Genomic DNA, 18,283 nt, shown 5'->3' with positions numbered 1-18,283 from the left:
GTGATCTTACTCCGGCACTATTGTGACATTGACTGATGACACATAAAGGCGGCCCGATGGCGGACCCCCGAGCGCCCCGGGATATCGAAGAGACCCTCCTCGGCGGCCCCCTGCGTTACACGCGCAAGGAGGTCGAGACCCTCGCGGACGTCTCGGATGACTACGCGCGCCGCATCTGGCAGGCACTGGGCTTCCCGATGCCGCCGGACGACGAGGTCGCCTTCACCGACGGGGACGTGGACGCGCTCCGCGAGATCAAGGAACTGCTCGGCAACGACCTGGTCGACGAGGCCATGGTCCTCCAACTCGTCCGCGCGGTCGGGCAGACGATGGGACGGCTCGCCAGCTGGCTGGGGGATGTCTGGCTGCAACGGCTGGGCGACCTCCCGTCCGGCGAGCAGCCGTCCAGCGATGCCGTCCTCGCCGCGCTGGCCGCCACCGAGGAACTGCGCCCGGCGTTCGAACGCCTCCTCCTGCACGGCTGGCGCCGGCAGCTCGCCGCCGCCGGGATGCGCGCCGCCGCGACCACGGCCGCCGCCGACCCCGCCGCCGGGATCGCCCGGCTCGCGGTCGGTTTCGCCGACGTCGTCTCCTTCACCCGGCTGAGCCGCCACCTCGACGGCGACGCCCTCGCCGCGTTCGTCGAACGCTTCGAGTCCACCGCTGCGGAGGCCGTCGCCGAACAGGGCGGACGGGTCGTCAAGACCCTCGGCGACGAGGTGCTGTTCGTCGCCTCCGACCCTCGCGCGGCGGCCGAGATCGGGCTGCGGATCGCCGAGCGCTTCAACGCCGACCCCGACGTCCCCCAGGTTCGCGTCGGGATGGCGTACGGCGAGGTCATCCAGCGCTTGGGCGACGTCTTCGGTACCCCGGTCAACCTGGCGGCGCGCCTGACCGCGACCGCCTACGCGGGAACGGTCCTCATCGACGGCGCCCTGGCGTCCGCGCTCCCTGCCGGCGCCTACGACGTCCCGGGCCTGCGGCCTCGCCCCTTGCAAGGGCTGGGGAAGGTCCGCCCGTGGCTGCTTCGGCGCCCGCCCTGAACTGGCCCGCACTCATCGCCCAGCGAGCGGCGCGCGACGACCGGAATGATGATCGCGGCGGCCAGCAGGGACCGGCACGCTGACGCCGATCGTGTTCTTGACCAGTCTCCGCACGTGCTCGCCCGCCATCGCCGCCGCGTCGGCGGTCGCGGTCTTGCGCCGGAGTCCCGTCAGGAGAAGATGTCGGAGATCCGGGCGTGCTCCGTCGCGTCGAGCCGGATCGCCGCGGCGTCCCGGACGGCGTCCCATTGGGCGGACGTGCTCGGCGCGACGATCGGTGCGGTGACGGCTGGATGGTCGCGAAGCCAGGCGAGGGCGAGGCCGGAGACGCTGGTCGCACGTTCCCTCGCCAGGTCGCGAAGCGCGGCGACCTTTTCCAGGTTCTCGGGCGAGTAGAAGCCCTTGTAGTACATGTTTCCCGCCACCGCGATCCGGCTCCCCGCCTCCGGAGTCGCCCCGTCCAGATACCTTTCCGAGAGCACACCGCCGGCGAGCGGAGAGAACGGCGTGTAGGCGAGTCCCTCGTCGACGACCAGCGGGAGCAGGGCGGCCTCATCGGTGCGATCGAGAAGGTTCAGGCGGTTCTCGACGAGGACGGGCCGGTGCAGGTCCCTCTTGTCGGCCGTGCTCAGAATGGTCTCCAGTTGTTGCCGGTCCACATTGCTGACGCCGTACGCACCGATCAGGCCGTTCTCCTGAGCGCGGGTGAAGGCCGCGAGCGTTTCCTCGACGGGTGTGCCGGGGTCGGGCACGTGCGACAGGAAGAGGTCCACCCGGCCGAGACGTTCGATGCTCTGCTCAAGCCGCCGCTCGATGTGCTCTTTTGAAAGGTCCACGCCCCGGGAGCCGTCCGACTTGCTGATCAGTCCCACCTTGGTCGAGACGACGAAATCCGCGGGTCGCCGGTCGTGCAGCCAATGCCCGACGATCTTCTCGCTCTCGCCGCCGCCGTAGGAGTCCGCCGTGTCGACGACGGTGATGCCGAGTTCGCGTGCCTCGTCGAGGCGTTGGAGCCCCTGCTCGGCGCTCAACCCGAGGCCCCGCGTGCTCGTGGACGCGCCGACCCCGCCGATGGAGCCGGCGCCGAAGACGAACTCGCTGATCTCGAAACCGGACGTGCCGAGAACGGTCGTGCGCATGATGAGAGCCTCTCTGGCCGTGGTGGTCAATCGATTGTGGAAAGAGTTCGGACCGCTTCTGCGTGCAGCATCGGGGTGGTGGCGAGGAAGTCGTCGCTGGCGAGGCTCCAGGGCCCGCCGCGCGTGTCCGTCACGACGCCACCGGCCTCCACGACGAGCAGCGCACCCGCGAGCAGGCCGGAGCGCACCTGGCTGAACTGCCAGAACGCGTCCATCCGGCCGGCGGCGACCTGGATCAGTTGGAGGGTCGCCGGCACCGACACGCGGATCACCATGGCCTCGCGGAGCATCGCCGTCGCGGACGCACCGATGCGGCGGAACGCCTCCGGTGATTCACCCGGCTTGGCCTGTCCCGTCCCGACGAGTGCGCCGTCGAGGGCCTTCTTCTGCGAATGGCTCAGGCGCGTCTCGTTCTGGAAGGCTCCGCCCCCTTGCACTGCCGTGTAGGTGTCGCCGGTCAGTGGCAGATGCACCACGGTGACCACGGGAATGTTGTCGCGGACCAGTGTGGCGGTGACGCCCCAGTCGCTCATCCCGTGAACATGGTTGATGTTGCCTTCGACGGGATCGGTCACCCACCATTCGCCATCGGGAAGCGCGCCTCCCTCCAGTTCGTCGTCGACCCAGCCGGCGTCCGGGCGGAGCCGGTCGAGCCCGGGTCTCAAGATCTCCAGCGAGGCATCGTCGTTGGCGTGGATGGCGGTCACCACCTCGTCCCGATCGGTGAGCCGGGGCGTGCTCGTGAACCGGTCGATCATGCGTCGGCCGGCGGCCCGCACCACCGCGGCGACCTCCGCCATCAGCGGCCGGTCGTCGTCCAGGACGGGATTTCGGCCACCGAGGGTGGGGGTCGTGCGGTCGTCCAGGTGCGATGACATGGCGGCTCCTCTCGTTCTCGGATCTGCGCCGTGCTCAGATGGAGCCGTGCTCAGGCGGCGCCGTGCTCAGGCGGCGCCGACCGGCTCTACGGGGATCAGGAGGCCGGATCGGGATTCGATCACCTCGGCGGCGGCGAAGACGGCGTCCTCCTCGAAGGGGCGCCCGATCACCTGGACGCCGACCGGGGCGGCCCCCGCCGGAGGAACGGTGGGCAGGCCGAGCGCCGGCAGCCCGAGGACGGGCACGGACATGAGCGGCCACTGCCGTCCCATCAGCTCCGCGGTCCGCTCGACCGACTCGGCGTCGGATCCGAGGGGGAACGGCGGCTCACCGGACACCGGCGTCACGACGAGGGGATAGCGCTCCGCGAACACCGACATCTCGCGGCGGAGCATGCCGCGGCGGGCCCAGCCGGCGACGAAGGCGGCGAGGTCGACCTCGCCGAACTCCTCCCGGTAGACGGCGTACATGAGGTCGAAGAACCGGCGGAACCCCGGGTCCCCGACGCGCTCCACCTCCGCGGTCAGCCCGATCGCGAACTCCGTGAGCGCCAGCTGCCACCACAGCCGCGCCGCCTCGCCGAGCAGGGGCAGTTCGACCTCGTCGACCTGGTAACCGGCGTCGGCCAGCCAGGCGGCGGCGGTCCGCGCGGCCGCGGCGCTCTCGGCGGTCGAGGTGCCGAGCAGCCCCGGCCCGCCCGGGTCGGTGACCACCGCGACCCGGGGGAGGCCGGGGGACACCGGAATCCGGCTGGTCCGGGCGACGGCCCTCGGATCCCTCGGATCGTAGGTCTCCATCGCCCGCAACCCGAGCCGCAGGTCCGCCACGTTCCGCGCGAGGGGCCCCTGCTCGACGAACGCCTGGACCGCCATGGGCGGGTCGAACGACGGCGATCCCGCCCAGGCGGGCACCCGTCCGGACGTCGGCCTGAGACCGGCGACCCCGCAGCACGCGGCCGGGTAGCGGATCGAACCGCCGATGTCGCTCCCCTGGGCGAGGGCACCCATGCCGACGGCCACCGCGACGGCCGCACCGCCACTGGAGCCGCCGGGCGTCACCGCCGGATCCCATGGGTTGACCGTCGCGCCGTACAGGTCGTTCTCCGTCGTCCAGCGGGTGGCGAACGGCGGGCAGTTCGTCCGCCCGATGAAGATCGCACCGGCGTCCAGCCAGCCGGTGGCCTGCGGGTCGGTCTCGGTCGCGATGCGACCGGTGTAGGCGGCGACCCCCTCGGTGGTGGGCAGGCCCGCCACGTTGGTGTTCACCTTGAAGGTCACGGGCACGCCGTGCAGCGGACCCACCGGACGGCCATGGCGGAGCCTCGCGTCCGCCTTGCGCGCGGCCTCCAGCGCCTCGTCCTCGCGCACCTCGACGAGCGCGTTGACCCGCGGGTTGACGTCGGCGACCCGGTCGAGGGCCGAGCGTGCGGCCTCGACCGACGAGAAGGCGCCGGTGCGGACGCCGTGGGCGATGTCCGTGGCGGACATCTGCCAGATCTCCATGCTGCGCTCCTTCGGCCTGCCGGGTTCAGCCCGACAGTAGAGCGGCGCTCGGATACTAGCCAGTGCATCTTTGCTAGGGCTAGATTTACTCTGGTGCACTTGGATCTGAACCTGCTGACGGCCCTGGACGCGCTGCTCGAAGAGAACAGCGTCGCCGGCGCCGCGGAGCGGCTGAACCTGTCGGCACCGGCCATGAGCCGCACGCTCGGACGGATCAGGCGCATCACCGGAGACCAGATCCTCGTGCGGACGGGCCGGACGATGGTCCCGACGCCGCATGCACTCGCGATCCGCGGCGAGGTCCACGATCTGGTGCAGCGAGCCCGCGGGGTCCTCGAACCGGAGCGTGAGCTCGACCTCGGGACCCTCAACCGGGTGTTCTCGATACGCGGTCACGACGCCGTCAGCACCGCGATCGGCCCCAGCGTGCTCGCCGTCGTCCGCGAGCAGGCGCCGGGCGTGGCCATCCGGCTGCTCGCCGAGGCAAGCGGCGACACCAACGACCTGCGGCACGGCCGGGTGGACCTGGAGATCGGCTCGACCGAGCCCGATCTGCCGGAGATCAGCCACGTGCCGATCGGGCGCGACAGGCTTGTCGCCGCCTGCCGGCCCGATCACCCGTGCGCCGGCGGCGACATGACCGCGGAACGGTTCGCCCAGGCGGACCACATCATCGTCTCCCGGCGCGGCCGGTTGCGGGACCCGGTGGACGAGGCCCTCCGGGGCCTTGGGCTGCGGCGCCGCGTCATCGCGTCCGCGCCGACGAGCACGGGGGCGCTGTACCTGGTCGCCAGGAGCGAACTGCTGGTCGCGGTGCCCGAGCATGTGTGCGGGCCGACGCTCCAGGTCCTCGGCCTGCGGACGCTTCCGCTTCCGTTCGACCTGCCGCCGGTTCCCCTGTTCCTGGCGTGGCACCAGCGCTACGACAACGACCGGGCACACGCATGGCTTCGCGACCGCATCCGCGACGCCTTCGCGTTCTTCGAGCAGGTCACGGCACGGCCGGACGCCGTCTGACCTGCTCGGACAGTTCCGGCGCCCGCTGACGAGGCGTGGATGCCGACCACCCGCTCAGTTGCACCACGGTAAATCATCACGTACCAAGGATGCATTTGTGGTTGCGTGTGATGCGTCTTAGGTTGGCCCTACCGACGTGTAGCGAACGGTTTATCCGTTGGCCTCGACCAGGGAGGCGCGCATCACCATGACACTGGGAAACCTGAATTCTTCAAATGGCGGCCTAGCGCTCGGAACATCCGCCGGAGCGGCGGTGCGGTTACGTGAGGTCTGCAAAAAATTCGACGGCGGTATCGACGCGATCGGTGGCGTGAACCTCTCGGTCGCCCCCGAGGAATTCGTTTCGATCGTCGGCTCCAGCGGCTGCGGAAAGTCGACCCTGCTACGGATCATCGCGGGGCTGGTCCCGAGCACGGGCGGAACCGTCGAGGTCCATGGCGAACCGGTCATGGCGCCGCGGCGGGACGTCGGCATGATGTTCCAGCGGCCCGCCCTGCTCGCATGGAAGACGTCCCTTGAGAACGTCCTGCTCCCCCTCCGTATGCGCCGCACAGTGCAGGTCAGCGACCTTGAGGACGCCCTGCGACTTCTTGATCTCTTCCATCTCGGGGGTTTCGAACACCACTTCCCCCGGCAGTTGTCCGGAGGAATGCAACAGCGCGTGGCCCTGGCGCGGCTCATGATGACCGGGGCAGACGTCCGCCTGCTCGACGAGCCTTTCGGTGCCGTCGACGAACTGACCCGGGAACTGCTGAACCTCGAACTGTTGAAGATCCACGATCGGACGGCATCGGCGACGATCTTCGTCACCCACAACATCTCCGAGGCCGTCCTGCTCTCCGACCGGATCCTGGTGATGTCACCGCGTCCAGGAATGATCGCGGCCGACATTCCCGTCCCGCTGGAGCGCCCACGGTCCCCTGAGATGGCCTATTCCACCGCCTTTCAGAAAATCGCCCTGAAGGTGCGGTACCACATTCAGCTTTCCCAGTCGGAAAGGGGAATGACAGGATGACCCGGCCGATGCCCACCGGACGCGGCCGAGTGGTCGCACCGATCGCCCTTTTCGTTGTCGTCCTGGTCGTCTGGGACCTGGCGCACACCCAGGGCTGGGTCAGCGAGCTGATCCTGCCCCGCCCGGTCGCCGTCGTGACCGCGACAGCCGACCTCTTGTCCACCGGTCTCGTCTGGGAGCACCTGGTCGCGACCCTCTACGAGACCCTCGCCGGGTTCGGCCTGGCCGCGGCGCTGGGCGTCGGCCTGGCCCTGGCCGCGGGGTCGTCCGTCCTGATCAGGCAGATGATCTACCCGTACGCGGTCACGCTCCAGGTCCTGCCGATGCTGTCGATCGTGCCGATCCTGATCTCGGCCTTCGGTTTCGGTTACACCTCGAAGATCGTCATCGCCGGGTTGATCTCCTTCTTCCCGATCTTCGTGAACTCGCTCACCGGCCTGCTCGCCCCCGACCCCGACGCGGAGGAGCTCTTCCGGTCGCTGGGGGCCGGCAAGAAGCGGACCTTCGTGCACCTGCTGCTCCCCACCGCCGCGCCGATGATCTTCGCTGGGCTGCGGATCGGTCTCACCCTGGCCCTGGCCGGCGCGGTCGTCGCCGAGGTCGTCTCGGCACAGAAGGGGCTCGGGTTCCTCGTCCAGCGGTACAGCTCCCAGCTGAACCAGGACGACGCCTTCGCCGTCGTCGTGGTGCTGACCGTGATGGGGCTCCTGCTCTACGGCGCCATCGGCTACGCCGACCGCACCGTCGTCTTCTGGCGTCACGCGGGCCTCCTGCCGTCCAGGACGAAGCGCCGGGAAAGGCGCGTCCGGCGGCGCCTCTCGACGGTCCGGGCCGAGTTCGGGGCACCGCGGCCATCGGCATCCGCCCTGCCGGCCACTTCGGAGGAGAACGTCTCATGAGGGGATCGCGGCCCGGACGACGCGGACGACTGACCGGCATCCTGATCGCCGCCGGTCTGACCACGGTGCTGGCCACCTCGGTGTCCGCCTGCGGTGGTGGAGGCAAGACCTCGGACGGCGCGAACGGAAGGCTCACACTCGCCACCCCGGCACCGAACTCGCTCTTCACCTTCAACGAGGTCCTCGCCCGACAACTCGGCTTCTTCGAGGACGAGGGCATCGAGGTGAAGCTCGCCCCGGTGACCGACAACATTCCGATCGCCGGCCTCGTGCAGAGCGGCAAGGCGGACATCGGGCTCGTCGCGGCGACCGACGCGATCACGGCGGCGCTCAAGACGGACGACCTGCGCATGCCCTATGACGAGCGGACCGGTGGCAACGGCTTCCTGGTCGGTCTGGTCGTCCCGGAAGGCAGCGGGATAAAAGGAGCCGCCGACCTCAAGGGCAGGAACATCGGCCTCGCCTCGCCCGACCAGGATCGCGCCTATCTCACCGCCGTCCTGAAGAAGGTCGGGCTGACCATCGACGACGTCGACACGACCGTGGTCGGGCCCGGCAGCCCCTCCGTGGCGCGGACGCTGGAGTCCGGACGCATCGCGGCCTACGCGGGGACCCTCACCGACTTCTTCGCCTTCGACGAGGCCGGACTGCCGGTCCGGGACGTCACGCCCAGCGATCTTGAGGGTCTTCCGGTCGGCGGCTACCTCGTGCGAGCCCACACGCTGCAAAAGAGCGACGTTCTGGTGAGGTTCTTCCGGGCTCTCGCGCGGGCGACGTTCGTGGGCCTTCAACGTCCCCGGACGGCGGAGACGGCGGCGCGAAAGGTGGCGCCGGAGGAGTGGAGCGAGCCCGAGAAGGCCCGGGGCCTGCTCAAGGAGCTGTCCACGACCCTCACTCCCTTCGACGGGAAACGCTTCGGCGAGGTGAAGGCGGACCGGTGGGGCAACGCCCAGCGGCTCCTCCGCGAAGCCGGGGTGATCAGCGACTCCGTGGACCTCGGAACCTTCCTCGTCACGGACGTCGTGCAGAAGATCAACAACTTCGACCGGAAGGCCACGCTGGCCAAGGCGGACCAGTGGCCGGCCCAACCCACCACAAGGAGCGCACCTTGACGAACATCGCCATTCTCGGCTCCGGACGCGTCGGCGGCGTCCTGGCCGCCAAGCTCGCGGACTCGGGTCACCAGGTCACCATCGGCAGCAGGAACGCCGCCGACATCTCGGCCACCTGGGCCGGCACGCCCGTGGCCGTCGCGGACACCGCGACCGCCGCGGAGTCGGCCACGGTGATCGTCAACGCGACACCCGGTGACAGCTCGCTGGAACGGCTGAGCGCACTGCGCAGCGCGCTCGCGGGAAAGATCCTTATCGACGTCTCCAACGCCACGGAGCGAGGGCCGGACGGGATGCCGGGAAACCTCCGCTACCCCAACGACAGCCTTGCCGAACACCTGCAAGCGGCGTTGCCGGACACCGCGGTCGTCAAGACCCTCAACACCATGATCTTCACCGTCATGGCGGATCCCCGCGGTCTCAAGATCCCGCCGACCGCGTTCCTGTCCGGCAACGACGGCGCCGCCAAGGACACCGTCACGCTGCTGCTCGCCGACCTCGGCTGGCCCGCCGAATGGATCCAGGACCTGGGGGATGTCACCACCGCGCGGGGACCGGAAGCGGTCATGCTGCTGGTACCGGCCCTGCTGCGCCGGCATGGCATGATCCCGTTCTCCCTCACCATCGCTCACTAGGACAAACGCAAATGCCGGAAGAACTGCACTGGCTCTCGGCCGTCGAAGCCGTCCGCCGTCTGCGCAAGGGCGAGCTGAAGCTCGCCGAGTACGTCGAAGCGCTGATCGAGCGGACGAGGCGGCTGGCGCACCTGAACACCTACGTCTCGCACGAGCCCGACCTCATCTGGCGCTCGCTCGGGAACGCTCCGCGACCGGACGGGCCGCTCCACGGCCTCCCCTTCGCACTGAAGGACATCATCGACACGGCGGACCTTCCGACGACGGCGACGACACCGGCCCTGCGTGGCTGGCGGCCGGAGCGCAACGCGCCGATCGCGCAACGGCTCCTCGACGCGGGCGGCACCCTCATGGGCAAACAGATGCTGGGAGAGCTGTCGTTCGGCATGACGGGCAACAACCCCGCCTTCGGAGCCGTGGGCAATCCCTACAACGTCGGCCACATTCCCGGCGGCAGCAGCGGCGGAACCGCCGCGGGCGTCGGCGCCGGGCTCGTACCCGTCGCGCTCGGCGCCGACACCGGCGGCTCCTGCCGCATTCCGGCGGCCCTGTGCGGCTGCGTCGGATTCCGGCCCACGAACGGACGCTACGACCAGCGCGGGGTCATCCCGATCTCCTCCACCCGGGACACGGTCGGCCCGCTCGCCCGCTCCGTGGCGGACGTCCGTCTCATCGACGACATCTGCGCCCCGCTCGGCACCGACCACGGCCCGACCATCGGTCTGGCCGGGCTGCGCATCGGTGTGCCGTCCGGCTACTTCTACGAGGACCTGGACCCGGACGTCGCCACGGCGACCGAACGTGCGCTGGCCGAGCTCGCCGCTCGCGGCGCCGTCCTGGTCGAGCAGGACATTCCCCACATCGGACGGCTCACCGAGTCGGCCGACCTTCCCGTGGTGCTGTACGAGGTGGGCCGGGAGATATCGGCCTATCTCTACCAGCACAAGGCCCCCCTGACGCTGCTCGACATCGTGGACCAGGTCGCCAGTCCCGCCGTCCGGGCGACACTCCAAGCCGTCGCGGCCGAGGACCGGTTCTCCGCGGCCGACTATCGCGCGGTCATCGCCGTCCACCGTCCCGCACTGCAGGCGGCCTACGCCGCCTACTTCGCCGACCACGACGTGAGCGCCATCGTCGTCCCGACCACGCCGCTGCCGGCCCGTCCGCACCAAGCCCCGGGCGAGGACGGCACCGTCGAGCTGAACGGCCGCGGCGTCGACACCTTCCTCACCTACATCCGGAACACGAACCCGTCGAGCATCGCGGGGATCCCGTGCCTGTCGATCCCGTCCGGGATGTCCGCCGACGGCCTGCCGATCGGCCTTGAGATCGTCGGCCCCGCCTCGTCCGACGGGCGTTTGCTGGCCATCGGCGAGGCGATCGAGGGCGCGCTTGCGCCGATCCCCCGTCCTCCGCTCTGACACGGCGGCACCACCCACCACCAGGACTGGACTGACTCATGACCGCAGACGAAGGGACCGTCCACTACGAGCGGCGGGGCAAGCTGGCGCTGATCCGGCTGGACCGGCCGGGCAGTTCCAACGCCATCGATCCCCCGACGCTCCGGGCCCTCGGCGAGGCGTACCACCGAGCCGACAACGACGATTCCGTCGTCACCGTCGTCCTCCACGCCTCGGGCCCCGACTTCTCCGTCGGCCTCGATCCCCAGAGCTTTCTCCCCGTCCTCAAGGACCGGACCTTCAGCACCGACGGCCCCGGCATCGTCAACCCCTTCGGGACGACGACGCGCCTGTCCAAGCCCCTGGTCGTCGCCGTTCAGGGACAGGTCGGCGCCATGGCCCACGAACTCATGCTGGCCGCCGACATCCGGATCGCCGCGGCCGGCACACTCTTCGGCCAAGGCGAGGCCGGCCGGGGCACCACACCCGCCGGAGGCGGCGGAATCCGCATGCCGCTGGAGGTGGGCTGGGCGAACGCCATGCGCTGGATCCTCACCGGTGAGCACTGGACGGCTGAGGAGGCTCTCCGCCTCGGGCTCGTCCAGGAAGTCGTCGCGCCGGGGGAGCAGCTTCCGAAGGCCATCGAGATCGCGGAAAGGATCGCCTCGCATCCTCCGCTCGCACTCCGCGAGACACTCAGGCTCGGCCGCCGGGCGTGGGAGGGCCATGCCCAGCACGTCTACGCCGACCTGCTGCCGACACTCCACCGTTTGCTGGCAACAGAGGACTTCGCGGAACGGCTCAGCGCGCTCCACGAAGGCCGCGAGCCCGTATACGCCGGACGATAGGCCAGGGACGAACAGAGACGAACAAGCCCGGCAGGCTGGGCCCGAAGTGGCCGTACGGCATCCCAACCCTGCGTGTCCGGGCTTCTTACCAACCGGTACGGTGAACGCCATGTCGCCGAAACCGCGCCCATCGCTACGGCAGGTGCTTGCCGCCCGGGTCAAGGATCGGGCGCGCCAGGGCGTGCACACGGCCGTGCACCAAGCCTGGGAGTGGGTCCAGCGGCACGGCGAGATCACTCCGCACACGCACGGCCGTCGCAGGTTCGCCTACCTCGGCGAAGGCGCGTGCATCGGCTTCCCGGTAGGGGCCGTCTACGGCGAGCCGTGGATCTCGATCGGCGACCACACCCTCGTCGGGACGCACGTCACGATCTCCGCCGGGTTCGTCCCGGGGCTCGACCTCGGCCCGGACGTCATCGTGCGGATCGGCGGGAGCTGCTCGATCGGGCGGGGGACCCACATCGTCGGACACCGCTCGATCGAGATCGGCGATCACGTCTTTACCGGACCGAACGTCTACATCACCGACCAGAATCACACCTATGGCGATCTGGACACCCCCATCGGACGGCAGTGGCCGGAGAACAACCCGGTCGTGATCGGCGACGGCTGCTGGATCGGCACCGGCGCGATCATCCTCCCGGGGACCCGCCTCGGCCGGAACGTCGCGGTCGCGGGCGGTGCCGTCGTCCGCGGCGAGTTCCCCGACCACGCGGTCATCGGCGGCGTGCCCGCCAAGGTCCTGCGCAGCCACGACGAGGAGAACGGCTGGCAGCCGCCGCTGCGCACCGGACCCCTGATGTCGCTGGACGAGCTCGCGGCGCTGTCCGTCGACGGGCTGGAGGGCCTCCAGATCCTTCAGGACAAACTTCGCGAAGAGGCCGGCTGACCCCACGCGAGCCGCACCTGGGCCGGACCCGGCCGTGACATGCGGAAGGGCCCGGCCTCACAGCCGAGCCCTTCGCGTCTCCGTCAGCCGGAGCGTCAGTCAGCGGAAGCGTGCGTCAGTTGGAGCGTGCCGTCCAACGGTCGCCGCCCTCACGGCGCTTGCCACCGCCGTACGAGCCGCCACGCCGGTTCCCGTGCGAGGAGCCGCCGGTGCGCGGGCCGCCACCGCGGCGCTCACCACCCGAGTACGAGCCGCGGTGCTCACCGTGCCCGCCCTCAAAGGAGCCGCCCTCGCGACGCTGGCCGCCGTCCTGCCGGTCGAAGGAGCGGGGACCGCGTCCACCGCCGCCGAAGCCGCGGCCGCGCCGCCCGCCCTGCCGGCCCCGGCCGCCCTCGCGGCGGGGACGCTCGGGAATGATCGGGCCCTCGATCGGGATGCCGGACGGCATGCGGGCGCCGGTCAGCTTGACCAGCTCCGCGTCGCCGCTGGTCACCTTGACCCGGGGCGCGTTGATGCCCGCCCGGCGGGTCATGGCGGAGGTGGAGCGGACCTGGTGCGGCAGGACGAGCGTGACGACCGTGCCGCGCTCACCGGCGCGCGCCGTCCGCCCGGCACGGTGCATGTAGTCCTTGTGGTCGGCCGGCGGGTCGACGTGCATGACCAGGCTGACGTCGTCCACGTGGATGCCGCGGGCGGCGACGTCGGTGGCGACGAGCACGCTGATCGTGCCCTCGCGGAACTCGGCGAGCGTGCGGGTGCGCAGGCCCTGGCTCTTGCCTCCGTGCAGGCCCGCGGCGCGGACCCCGACCTGGACGAGCTGCTTGGCGAGCCGGTCGACACCGTGCTTGGTGCGGGCGAACAGGATCGTCCGGCCCTCACGGTTGGCGATCTCGGCGGTGATGGCGCTCTTCTCCTTGGGCGCCACCAGCAGCAGGTGGTGTTCCATCGTGTCGACGGACTCGTCGACCGGGCCGATGGCGTGCGTGACCGGGCCGTCCAGGTACCGCTTGACGAGGACGTCGACGTCCTTGTCCAGGGTGGCGGAGAACAGCAGCCGCTGCCCGCCGGTCTTGGCCTGGTCGAGGATGTCGGTGACATCGGGCAGGAAGCCCATGTCGGCCATGTGGTCGGCCTCGTCCAGCACCGCGATCTCGATGTCGGACAGGTCGCAGGCGCCCTGCCGCATCAGGTCCTTGAGCCGGCCCGGCGTCGCGACCAGGATCTCGACACCGCGACGCAGCGCGTCGATCTGCTTGAACATCGAGGTCTGGCCGATGACGGTCTTGAACCGCAGCCCGACGCCGCGTCCGAGCGGCTCCAGGTTGGTCTGCACCTGCTGGGCCAGCTCGCGGGTCGGCACGAGGATCAGGGCCAGCGGACGCTTGGGCGCGGCCTTGCGGCCCGCCAGCCGGGCGAGCAGCGGGAGGCCGAAGGCGAGGGTCTTGCCAGAGCCGGTCTTGCCCCGGCCGAGGACGTCGCAGCCCGCCATGATGTCGGGGATCGCGGCAGCCTGGATGGGGAACGGGGCCTCGATGCCCTGGCGGGACAGGGCGGACACCAGCGCCGGGGGGAGGCCCAGTTCGGCGAAGGTGGGAACCCGCTCGTCCTCGCCCGGGGTCACGGGCATGTCGGTAGAGGGGTTCTGTGCAGCAGCAGCTGTGGTCACGCAATACCTTCCGAGAGGGGGGCACGTCTCGGGAGGCACCACGATGAGTGATCAGTGGGCTGCAAGGACGAGCCTGACGCCATGGGGGCGTCGAAGAGTGATTCGTTAAGTCTAACGTCGTCCGGGTACCTCCTTATGCCCCGTCCCGGACGTCTCTCTTCAGTTCAGGCCCATCTTCTGCCCCATCCGCCCCTGTTCCCCCGGTCAGCAGTCGCAGGACGCGCCGCTCAAGGGCGCGGTCAGCGGGTCGGGGCAACGCTGCGTGACCATACCATCGCCGGCCTCCACGGGAAAGCCTTCGCGCACCCAGTATTCGAACCCGCCGATCATCTCCTTGACCGGACGGCCCAGCCTCGCGAACTCCAGCGCGGCCCTCGTCGCACCGTTACAGCCCGGCCCCCAGCAGTAGACGATCACCTTCGCGTCGGGCGGCACCACGGTCTCGGCGCGCTCGGCGATCTCCCGTGTCGGCAGGTGAACGGCCCCCACGACATGCCCCTGTTCCCAGCTGTCGAGACTTCGCGAGTCGATGACCACGATGTTCTCCATCCCGGCGGCGAGATCGGCGGCGACGTCGGAGACGTCCGTCTCGAACGACAACCGGGCGGAGAAGTGCCGAACGGCCTCGGACGCGGACTGGCTGGCTGTGGTCATTTTCACTGCTCCCTCGATTCGGACTCCTCGATCCTGCGAGCGGGACACCCTCGACCAACAGTGGCACGATCGCCGCTCATCGATAAGATCACGCCATGTTCGTGGATTCCCCCGCCCGCCGGCATACCGTTTCCGTGCTGGCACTCGACGGCATGGCGCCGTTCGAGCTCGGCTCGGTCGTCGAAGTGTTCGGGCTCCCTCGTCCGGAACTGGACGTCCCCTGGTACGACCTATGGGTCTGCTCGCCCGAACGCGGCCCGATACGGGCGGTCGGCGGGTTCACGATGACCATCGAGCACGACCTCGACGTCTTCGCGTCCGCCGACACGGTGATGGTGGTCGGGGTCCCCGACGTCCTGGAAGCCCCGCCGTCCGAGGTCGTCACGGCACTCCAGCGGGCACGCGGACGCGGCGCGCGGATCGTGTCCATCTGCTCGGGCGCGTTCGCGCTCGCGGCGGCCGGGCTCCTGGACGGACGCGAGGCCACCACCCACTGGCTGTACGCGGACCTGCTCAGGCGCCGCCACCCGAAGATCCGCGTCCGAGCCGATGTGCTGTACGTGGACGGCGACGACGTCCTCACCGGGGCGGGAAGCGCCGCCGGGCTCGACATGTGCCTGCACCTCGTCCGCAAGGACCACGGCGCCCGCATCGCGAACGCGGTGGCGCGACGGCTGGTCGTCCCCCCGCACCGCGAGGGCGGGCAGGCACAGTTCGTGGAGGCGGCGGTGGGCGCCGTCCCCCCGGCGGACGACGCGATCGGGCGGGCCATGACCTGGGCGCTCGCCCACCTCGCCGAGCCGATCACCGTCGCCGTCCTGGCCCGCGAGGCCCACCTCGCGCCCCGCACGTTCATCCGCCACTTCAACCGGCAGACCGGGACGAGCCCGCTCCGCTGGGTGCTCACCCAGCGGATCATGGCGGCGTTGCCGCTGCTGGAGGACGGCGCCGCCCCCATCGAGGAGATCGGCGCAGCGGTCGGCTTCGAGAGCCCGGTCACCTTCCGGCACCACTTCGCCCGCGCCATGAAGACCTCGCCTTCGGCCTACCGGCGGACGTTCAGAGCCTTGGCAGAGCGGCGCTGATTCGGTACCGAGACGCCCGGGTAACGATCATCGGCGAGGAGGACGAATGGTTACATCTAGGGCGCACATGGCCCGCAAGCCGCGCCCCTGGCTCAAGGTCCTGCTGAGCGGACTGGCCCTGTGGGCCGCGACGGTCCTGGTCACCGTCGCGACGGCCAACTCCAACCTGCTGCCGACGATCGTCCTGTTGGGCAGCTTCCTGGTGCCGGTCACCTTCGTCGTCTGGGCCTACGAGCACGGCACCTCTGGGGCGATCACCGTCCCGCTGCTGTTCAGGGGGTTCGTCGTCGGCGGCGTCCTCGGCGTGCTCGGCGCATCCGTGCTGGAACGCTACCTACTGCACCCGTCGCTGTGGATGTACTTCGGTGTCGGGCTCATCGAGGAGGCGGTCAAGATGGCCGCGCTCGTCTTCGTCGCCCGACAGATGCGGGTTCGGACCATGCGGGACGGTCTCGTCCTCGGCGCGACGGTCGGCTTCGGTTTCGCGGCGTTCGAATCCTCCGGATACGCGTTCAACGCGCTGTTCACCGTCCAGGGCATCAGCGTCCGCTCGATGGTGGAGACGGAGATCCTGCGCGGCCTGCTCAGCCCGCTCGGCCACGGGCTCTGGACGGCAATCATCGGCGGCGTGCTGTTCGCCGCGTCCCGCAGCCATTGGCGCCTCACGGGCGGCGTCGTCCTGACCTACCTCGGCGTATCCGTCCTCCACGCCCTCTGGGACTCCATGCACGGCATCGCCATCGCGCTCACCCTCTTCCTGACGGGAACGCCCTGGCAGTACCAGCTCCTCGACCACGGCTACCTGCCCCGCGCCACCAACGCCCAGGGACACCTCATCACGGTGATGAACTGGGCGGGCCTCATCGTGATCTCTGCGGTGGCGCTGCTGTGGCTGCGCGTACTGACGGACCGCTCCCGCGTCACGCCGCGCCCACCCGTCCCGGCGCCCGGCGTACCGGGCGCCTCCTATCCGGGGTCGTCCTGAGAGAGGGCGTCAAGCCCGGCCAGCAACCGCGCCACGTCCAACCCCGTCGTGAGGTAGTCGACGAACACCTGATTGTTCAGCGCCCACTTCGACCTGCGATACCTGATGATGTAGACGGCGTCGTCCGCCGAATAGCCCATCCCCATGAGCCCCTGAGCGACGACCAGACCCGATCGGTTGTAGCCCGACTGGCACCGGACCAGCACCCGCAGTCCCCGCCGCAGCGCCCCCACCGCCGTCTCCGCCAGCTGGCACACCGTCTCCAACTGGTCGGACGAGAGCAGCGCGTCGGGCATGTCCGCACAATGATGCTCAACGTGCCCCGCCGGCCCGTGCCCTTCCCGCCGGTAGAGGCTGATGACCACGTCGAACTCGTCGGTGACGATGGCGGGCGCGCGCTCACCACCCGCGTCCCGGTAGTAGTGACCGCCCATCCACAGCCCGGGGACGATCTCATTCCACGGCGCGTCCGCGTCCGGCGCGCCCCTGCCCCTAGTTCGCACGGACGGCTACCCCCACACGACCGGCGCCCGCCGATCGATCTCCCGCGCCAGCGTCGTGACCATGTCGTCCACCGCCCCCGCTCCGCGCAGCGTGGGGGACACACCCTCACGTGCTGCCATCCTGGACATCCCGCGCGGAACGCCCCGTCCACCCGCGACCATGTCGCGCACCTGCGGCGGGCCGACCGCCTCGGCAACGATCATGCGCCACGCGCCCGCGATCTCCATATCGGGAGTGTAGGCGCGGTACTCGCCCGAACCGCCAGAGAACACCCCGAAGCGCCCTCGATCGTCCAAGACGGCGCGACCCGCCTCCACGGCCGGAACATCCGAGGGCGTGGTCAGCGCCGTTGACCGCACGTCACGAGCCGCTCGTCGCGAACCGGACCAGCACGACGTATTGCCAGGCGCCGGGAAGGGTATCGCTGAAGCCGAACATCGGGCTTCCTGGGACTTTTAGTCAGTTCATCAGAGAAGCTCCGCTTCATTCGGGGGATATTTGTGAAACAACACCGCAAAGCAGTGATCGTCATCATGGCGGCCGTTGCCGCCGGAACCGCCGGCACGTCGACCGCACTGGCGGACTCGGTCCAGCTCAAGTCCGCACAGGTGCCCACAGTGGCCGCGCCTGTCACCGATGCCTACGCCAAGGGAAAGGTGACCTCCCGTAGCCGGCTGACGATTCGCGCCAAGCCCACCACCCATTCGCAGCGCCTCGGTTCACTCCGCCCGGGCCAGGTCGTCGACATCAAATGCTGGGCCTACGGGCAGTCTGTGAAGGGCGTCCGCAAGTGGTACCGGCTGGGAATCAGCACTCCGGAATGGGTTTCGGGCCGCTACATCAAGATCATCAAGGGCAGGGTGCACCACTGCTAATACTGCCGTGACAACCAAGAAACCCAGCTCGGAACGTCAGTCCCGAGCTGGGCTTCTTGGCAGCGATCCCAGGTGACTACTTGACACCCGATCACGACAATGGCAATTCGCCCACTTGAGCCTCCGGCGGTCACAT

General features: G+C 69.8%; 19 protein-coding genes. 12 read left to right on the top strand and 7 right to left on the bottom strand.

Annotated elements, in window-relative coordinates; genetic code table 11:
• The first annotated feature begins 56 nt into the window (after positions 1 to 56).
• On the top strand, positions 57 to 1,043 hold the full coding sequence (locus AMA02S_RS02575) for an adenylate/guanylate cyclase domain-containing protein (RefSeq protein WP_067450856.1): 987 nt from the start codon (positions 57 to 59) through the stop codon (positions 1,041 to 1,043).
• A 170-nt stretch (positions 1,044 to 1,213) separates the two neighbouring features.
• Here AMA02S_RS02575 and AMA02S_RS02570 read toward each other — a convergent pair whose 3' ends face one another.
• The 3 genes from AMA02S_RS02570 to AMA02S_RS02560 form a co-directional block, all read right to left on the bottom strand.
• The gene (locus AMA02S_RS02570; RefSeq protein WP_067450853.1) at positions 1,214 to 2,182 is read right to left on the bottom strand and encodes an aldo/keto reductase; all 969 of its coding nucleotides are present in this window, start codon (positions 2,180 to 2,182) and stop codon (positions 1,214 to 1,216) included.
• A 26-nt stretch (positions 2,183 to 2,208) separates the two neighbouring features.
• Positions 2,209 to 3,060 carry an inositol monophosphatase family protein gene (locus tag AMA02S_RS02565; protein WP_084264455.1) on the bottom strand — a complete coding sequence of 284 codons (852 nt, stop codon included), beginning with the start codon at positions 3,058 to 3,060 and terminating at the stop codon, positions 2,209 to 2,211.
• 66 nt (positions 3,061 to 3,126) lie between these two features.
• Positions 3,127 to 4,563 carry an amidase gene (locus AMA02S_RS02560; RefSeq protein ID WP_067450850.1) on the bottom strand — a complete coding sequence of 479 codons (1,437 nt, stop codon included), beginning with the start codon at positions 4,561 to 4,563 and terminating at the stop codon, positions 3,127 to 3,129.
• Between the two features lie 93 nt (positions 4,564 to 4,656).
• On the opposite strand from AMA02S_RS02560, the gene AMA02S_RS02555 reads away from it, so the two are divergent.
• The 8 genes from AMA02S_RS02555 to AMA02S_RS02520 all read left to right on the top strand — a co-directional run bounded on the left by AMA02S_RS02555 (position 4,657) and on the right by AMA02S_RS02520 (position 12,378).
• On the top strand, positions 4,657 to 5,580 hold the full coding sequence (locus AMA02S_RS02555; protein WP_067450847.1) for a LysR family transcriptional regulator: 924 nt from the start codon (positions 4,657 to 4,659) through the stop codon (positions 5,578 to 5,580).
• 157 nt (positions 5,581 to 5,737) lie between these two features.
• Complete coding sequence (locus tag AMA02S_RS02550) at positions 5,738 to 6,595, top strand: ABC transporter ATP-binding protein (RefSeq protein WP_218004819.1); 858 nt, start codon at positions 5,738 to 5,740, stop codon at positions 6,593 to 6,595.
• The gene (locus tag AMA02S_RS02545; RefSeq protein ID WP_067450841.1) at positions 6,592 to 7,494 is read left to right on the top strand and encodes an ABC transporter permease; all 903 of its coding nucleotides are present in this window, start codon (positions 6,592 to 6,594) and stop codon (positions 7,492 to 7,494) included. The genes AMA02S_RS02550 and AMA02S_RS02545 overlap by 4 nt, the downstream gene beginning before the upstream one ends.
• Positions 7,491 to 8,606, top strand: a complete 1,116-nt coding sequence (locus AMA02S_RS02540) for an ABC transporter substrate-binding protein (protein ID WP_067450838.1) — start codon at positions 7,491 to 7,493, stop codon at positions 8,604 to 8,606. Before AMA02S_RS02545 ends, AMA02S_RS02540 begins: the two co-directional genes overlap by 4 nt.
• Positions 8,603 to 9,241, top strand: coding sequence for an NADPH-dependent F420 reductase (locus AMA02S_RS02535; protein WP_067450836.1), 639 nt, complete (start codon positions 8,603 to 8,605; stop codon positions 9,239 to 9,241). Before AMA02S_RS02540 ends, AMA02S_RS02535 begins: the two co-directional genes overlap by 4 nt.
• 11 nt (positions 9,242 to 9,252) lie before the next feature.
• Positions 9,253 to 10,662, top strand: coding sequence for an amidase family protein (locus tag AMA02S_RS02530; RefSeq protein ID WP_067450833.1), 1,410 nt, complete (start codon positions 9,253 to 9,255; stop codon positions 10,660 to 10,662).
• 38 nt (positions 10,663 to 10,700) lie between these two features.
• Positions 10,701 to 11,489 (top strand): enoyl-CoA hydratase-related protein, encoded by a 789-nt coding sequence (locus AMA02S_RS02525; protein WP_067450830.1) that lies wholly within the window; start codon positions 10,701 to 10,703, stop codon positions 11,487 to 11,489.
• Between the two features lie 109 nt (positions 11,490 to 11,598).
• Positions 11,599 to 12,378 carry an acyltransferase gene (locus AMA02S_RS02520; protein ID WP_067450828.1) on the top strand — a complete coding sequence of 260 codons (780 nt, stop codon included), beginning with the start codon at positions 11,599 to 11,601 and terminating at the stop codon, positions 12,376 to 12,378.
• A 115-nt stretch (positions 12,379 to 12,493) separates the two neighbouring features.
• On the opposite strand, the gene AMA02S_RS02515 is transcribed toward AMA02S_RS02520, so the two are convergent.
• Positions 12,494 to 14,005: a DEAD/DEAH box helicase gene (locus tag AMA02S_RS02515; RefSeq protein ID WP_067450825.1), complete on the bottom strand. Its 1,512-nt coding sequence runs from the start codon at positions 14,003 to 14,005 to the stop codon at positions 12,494 to 12,496.
• A 243-nt stretch (positions 14,006 to 14,248) separates the two neighbouring features.
• Positions 14,249 to 14,698: a rhodanese-like domain-containing protein gene (locus AMA02S_RS02510; protein WP_067450822.1), complete on the bottom strand. Its 450-nt coding sequence runs from the start codon at positions 14,696 to 14,698 to the stop codon at positions 14,249 to 14,251.
• Positions 14,699 to 14,793: 95 nt separating this feature from the next.
• Here AMA02S_RS02510 and AMA02S_RS02505 point away from each other — a divergent pair, with 95 nt between their 5' ends.
• Positions 14,794 to 15,783 (top strand): helix-turn-helix domain-containing protein, encoded by a 990-nt coding sequence (locus AMA02S_RS02505; protein WP_067450820.1) that lies wholly within the window; start codon positions 14,794 to 14,796, stop codon positions 15,781 to 15,783.
• 46 nt (positions 15,784 to 15,829) lie between these two features.
• Positions 15,830 to 16,768: a PrsW family intramembrane metalloprotease gene (locus AMA02S_RS02500; RefSeq protein WP_067450817.1), complete on the top strand. Its 939-nt coding sequence runs from the start codon at positions 15,830 to 15,832 to the stop codon at positions 16,766 to 16,768.
• On the opposite strand, the gene AMA02S_RS02495 is transcribed toward AMA02S_RS02500, so the two are convergent.
• Together AMA02S_RS02495 and AMA02S_RS02490 are read right to left on the bottom strand one after the other, a co-directional pair.
• A complete protein-coding gene (locus AMA02S_RS02495; RefSeq protein WP_067450816.1) occupies positions 16,750 to 17,271 on the bottom strand; it encodes a protein-tyrosine phosphatase family protein in 522 nt (173 codons plus the stop codon). The genes AMA02S_RS02500 and AMA02S_RS02495 overlap by 19 nt on opposite strands.
• 6 nt (positions 17,272 to 17,277) lie before the next feature.
• Entirely contained in the window at positions 17,278 to 17,499 is a 222-nt protein-coding gene (locus AMA02S_RS02490; protein ID WP_157430330.1) for a hypothetical protein, read from the bottom strand.
• Between the two features lie 294 nt (positions 17,500 to 17,793).
• Here AMA02S_RS02490 and AMA02S_RS02485 point away from each other — a divergent pair, with 294 nt between their 5' ends.
• Entirely contained in the window at positions 17,794 to 18,147 is a 354-nt protein-coding gene (locus AMA02S_RS02485; RefSeq protein ID WP_067450810.1) for an SH3 domain-containing protein, read from the top strand.
• Positions 18,148 to 18,283 lie beyond the last annotated feature (136 nt).

Source organism: Actinomadura macra NBRC 14102, from assembly GCF_001552215.1.
Lineage (GTDB): Bacteria > Actinomycetota > Actinomycetes > Streptosporangiales > Streptosporangiaceae > Spirillospora > Spirillospora macra.
This window is presented reverse-complemented; position numbering and strand designations above follow the sequence as displayed.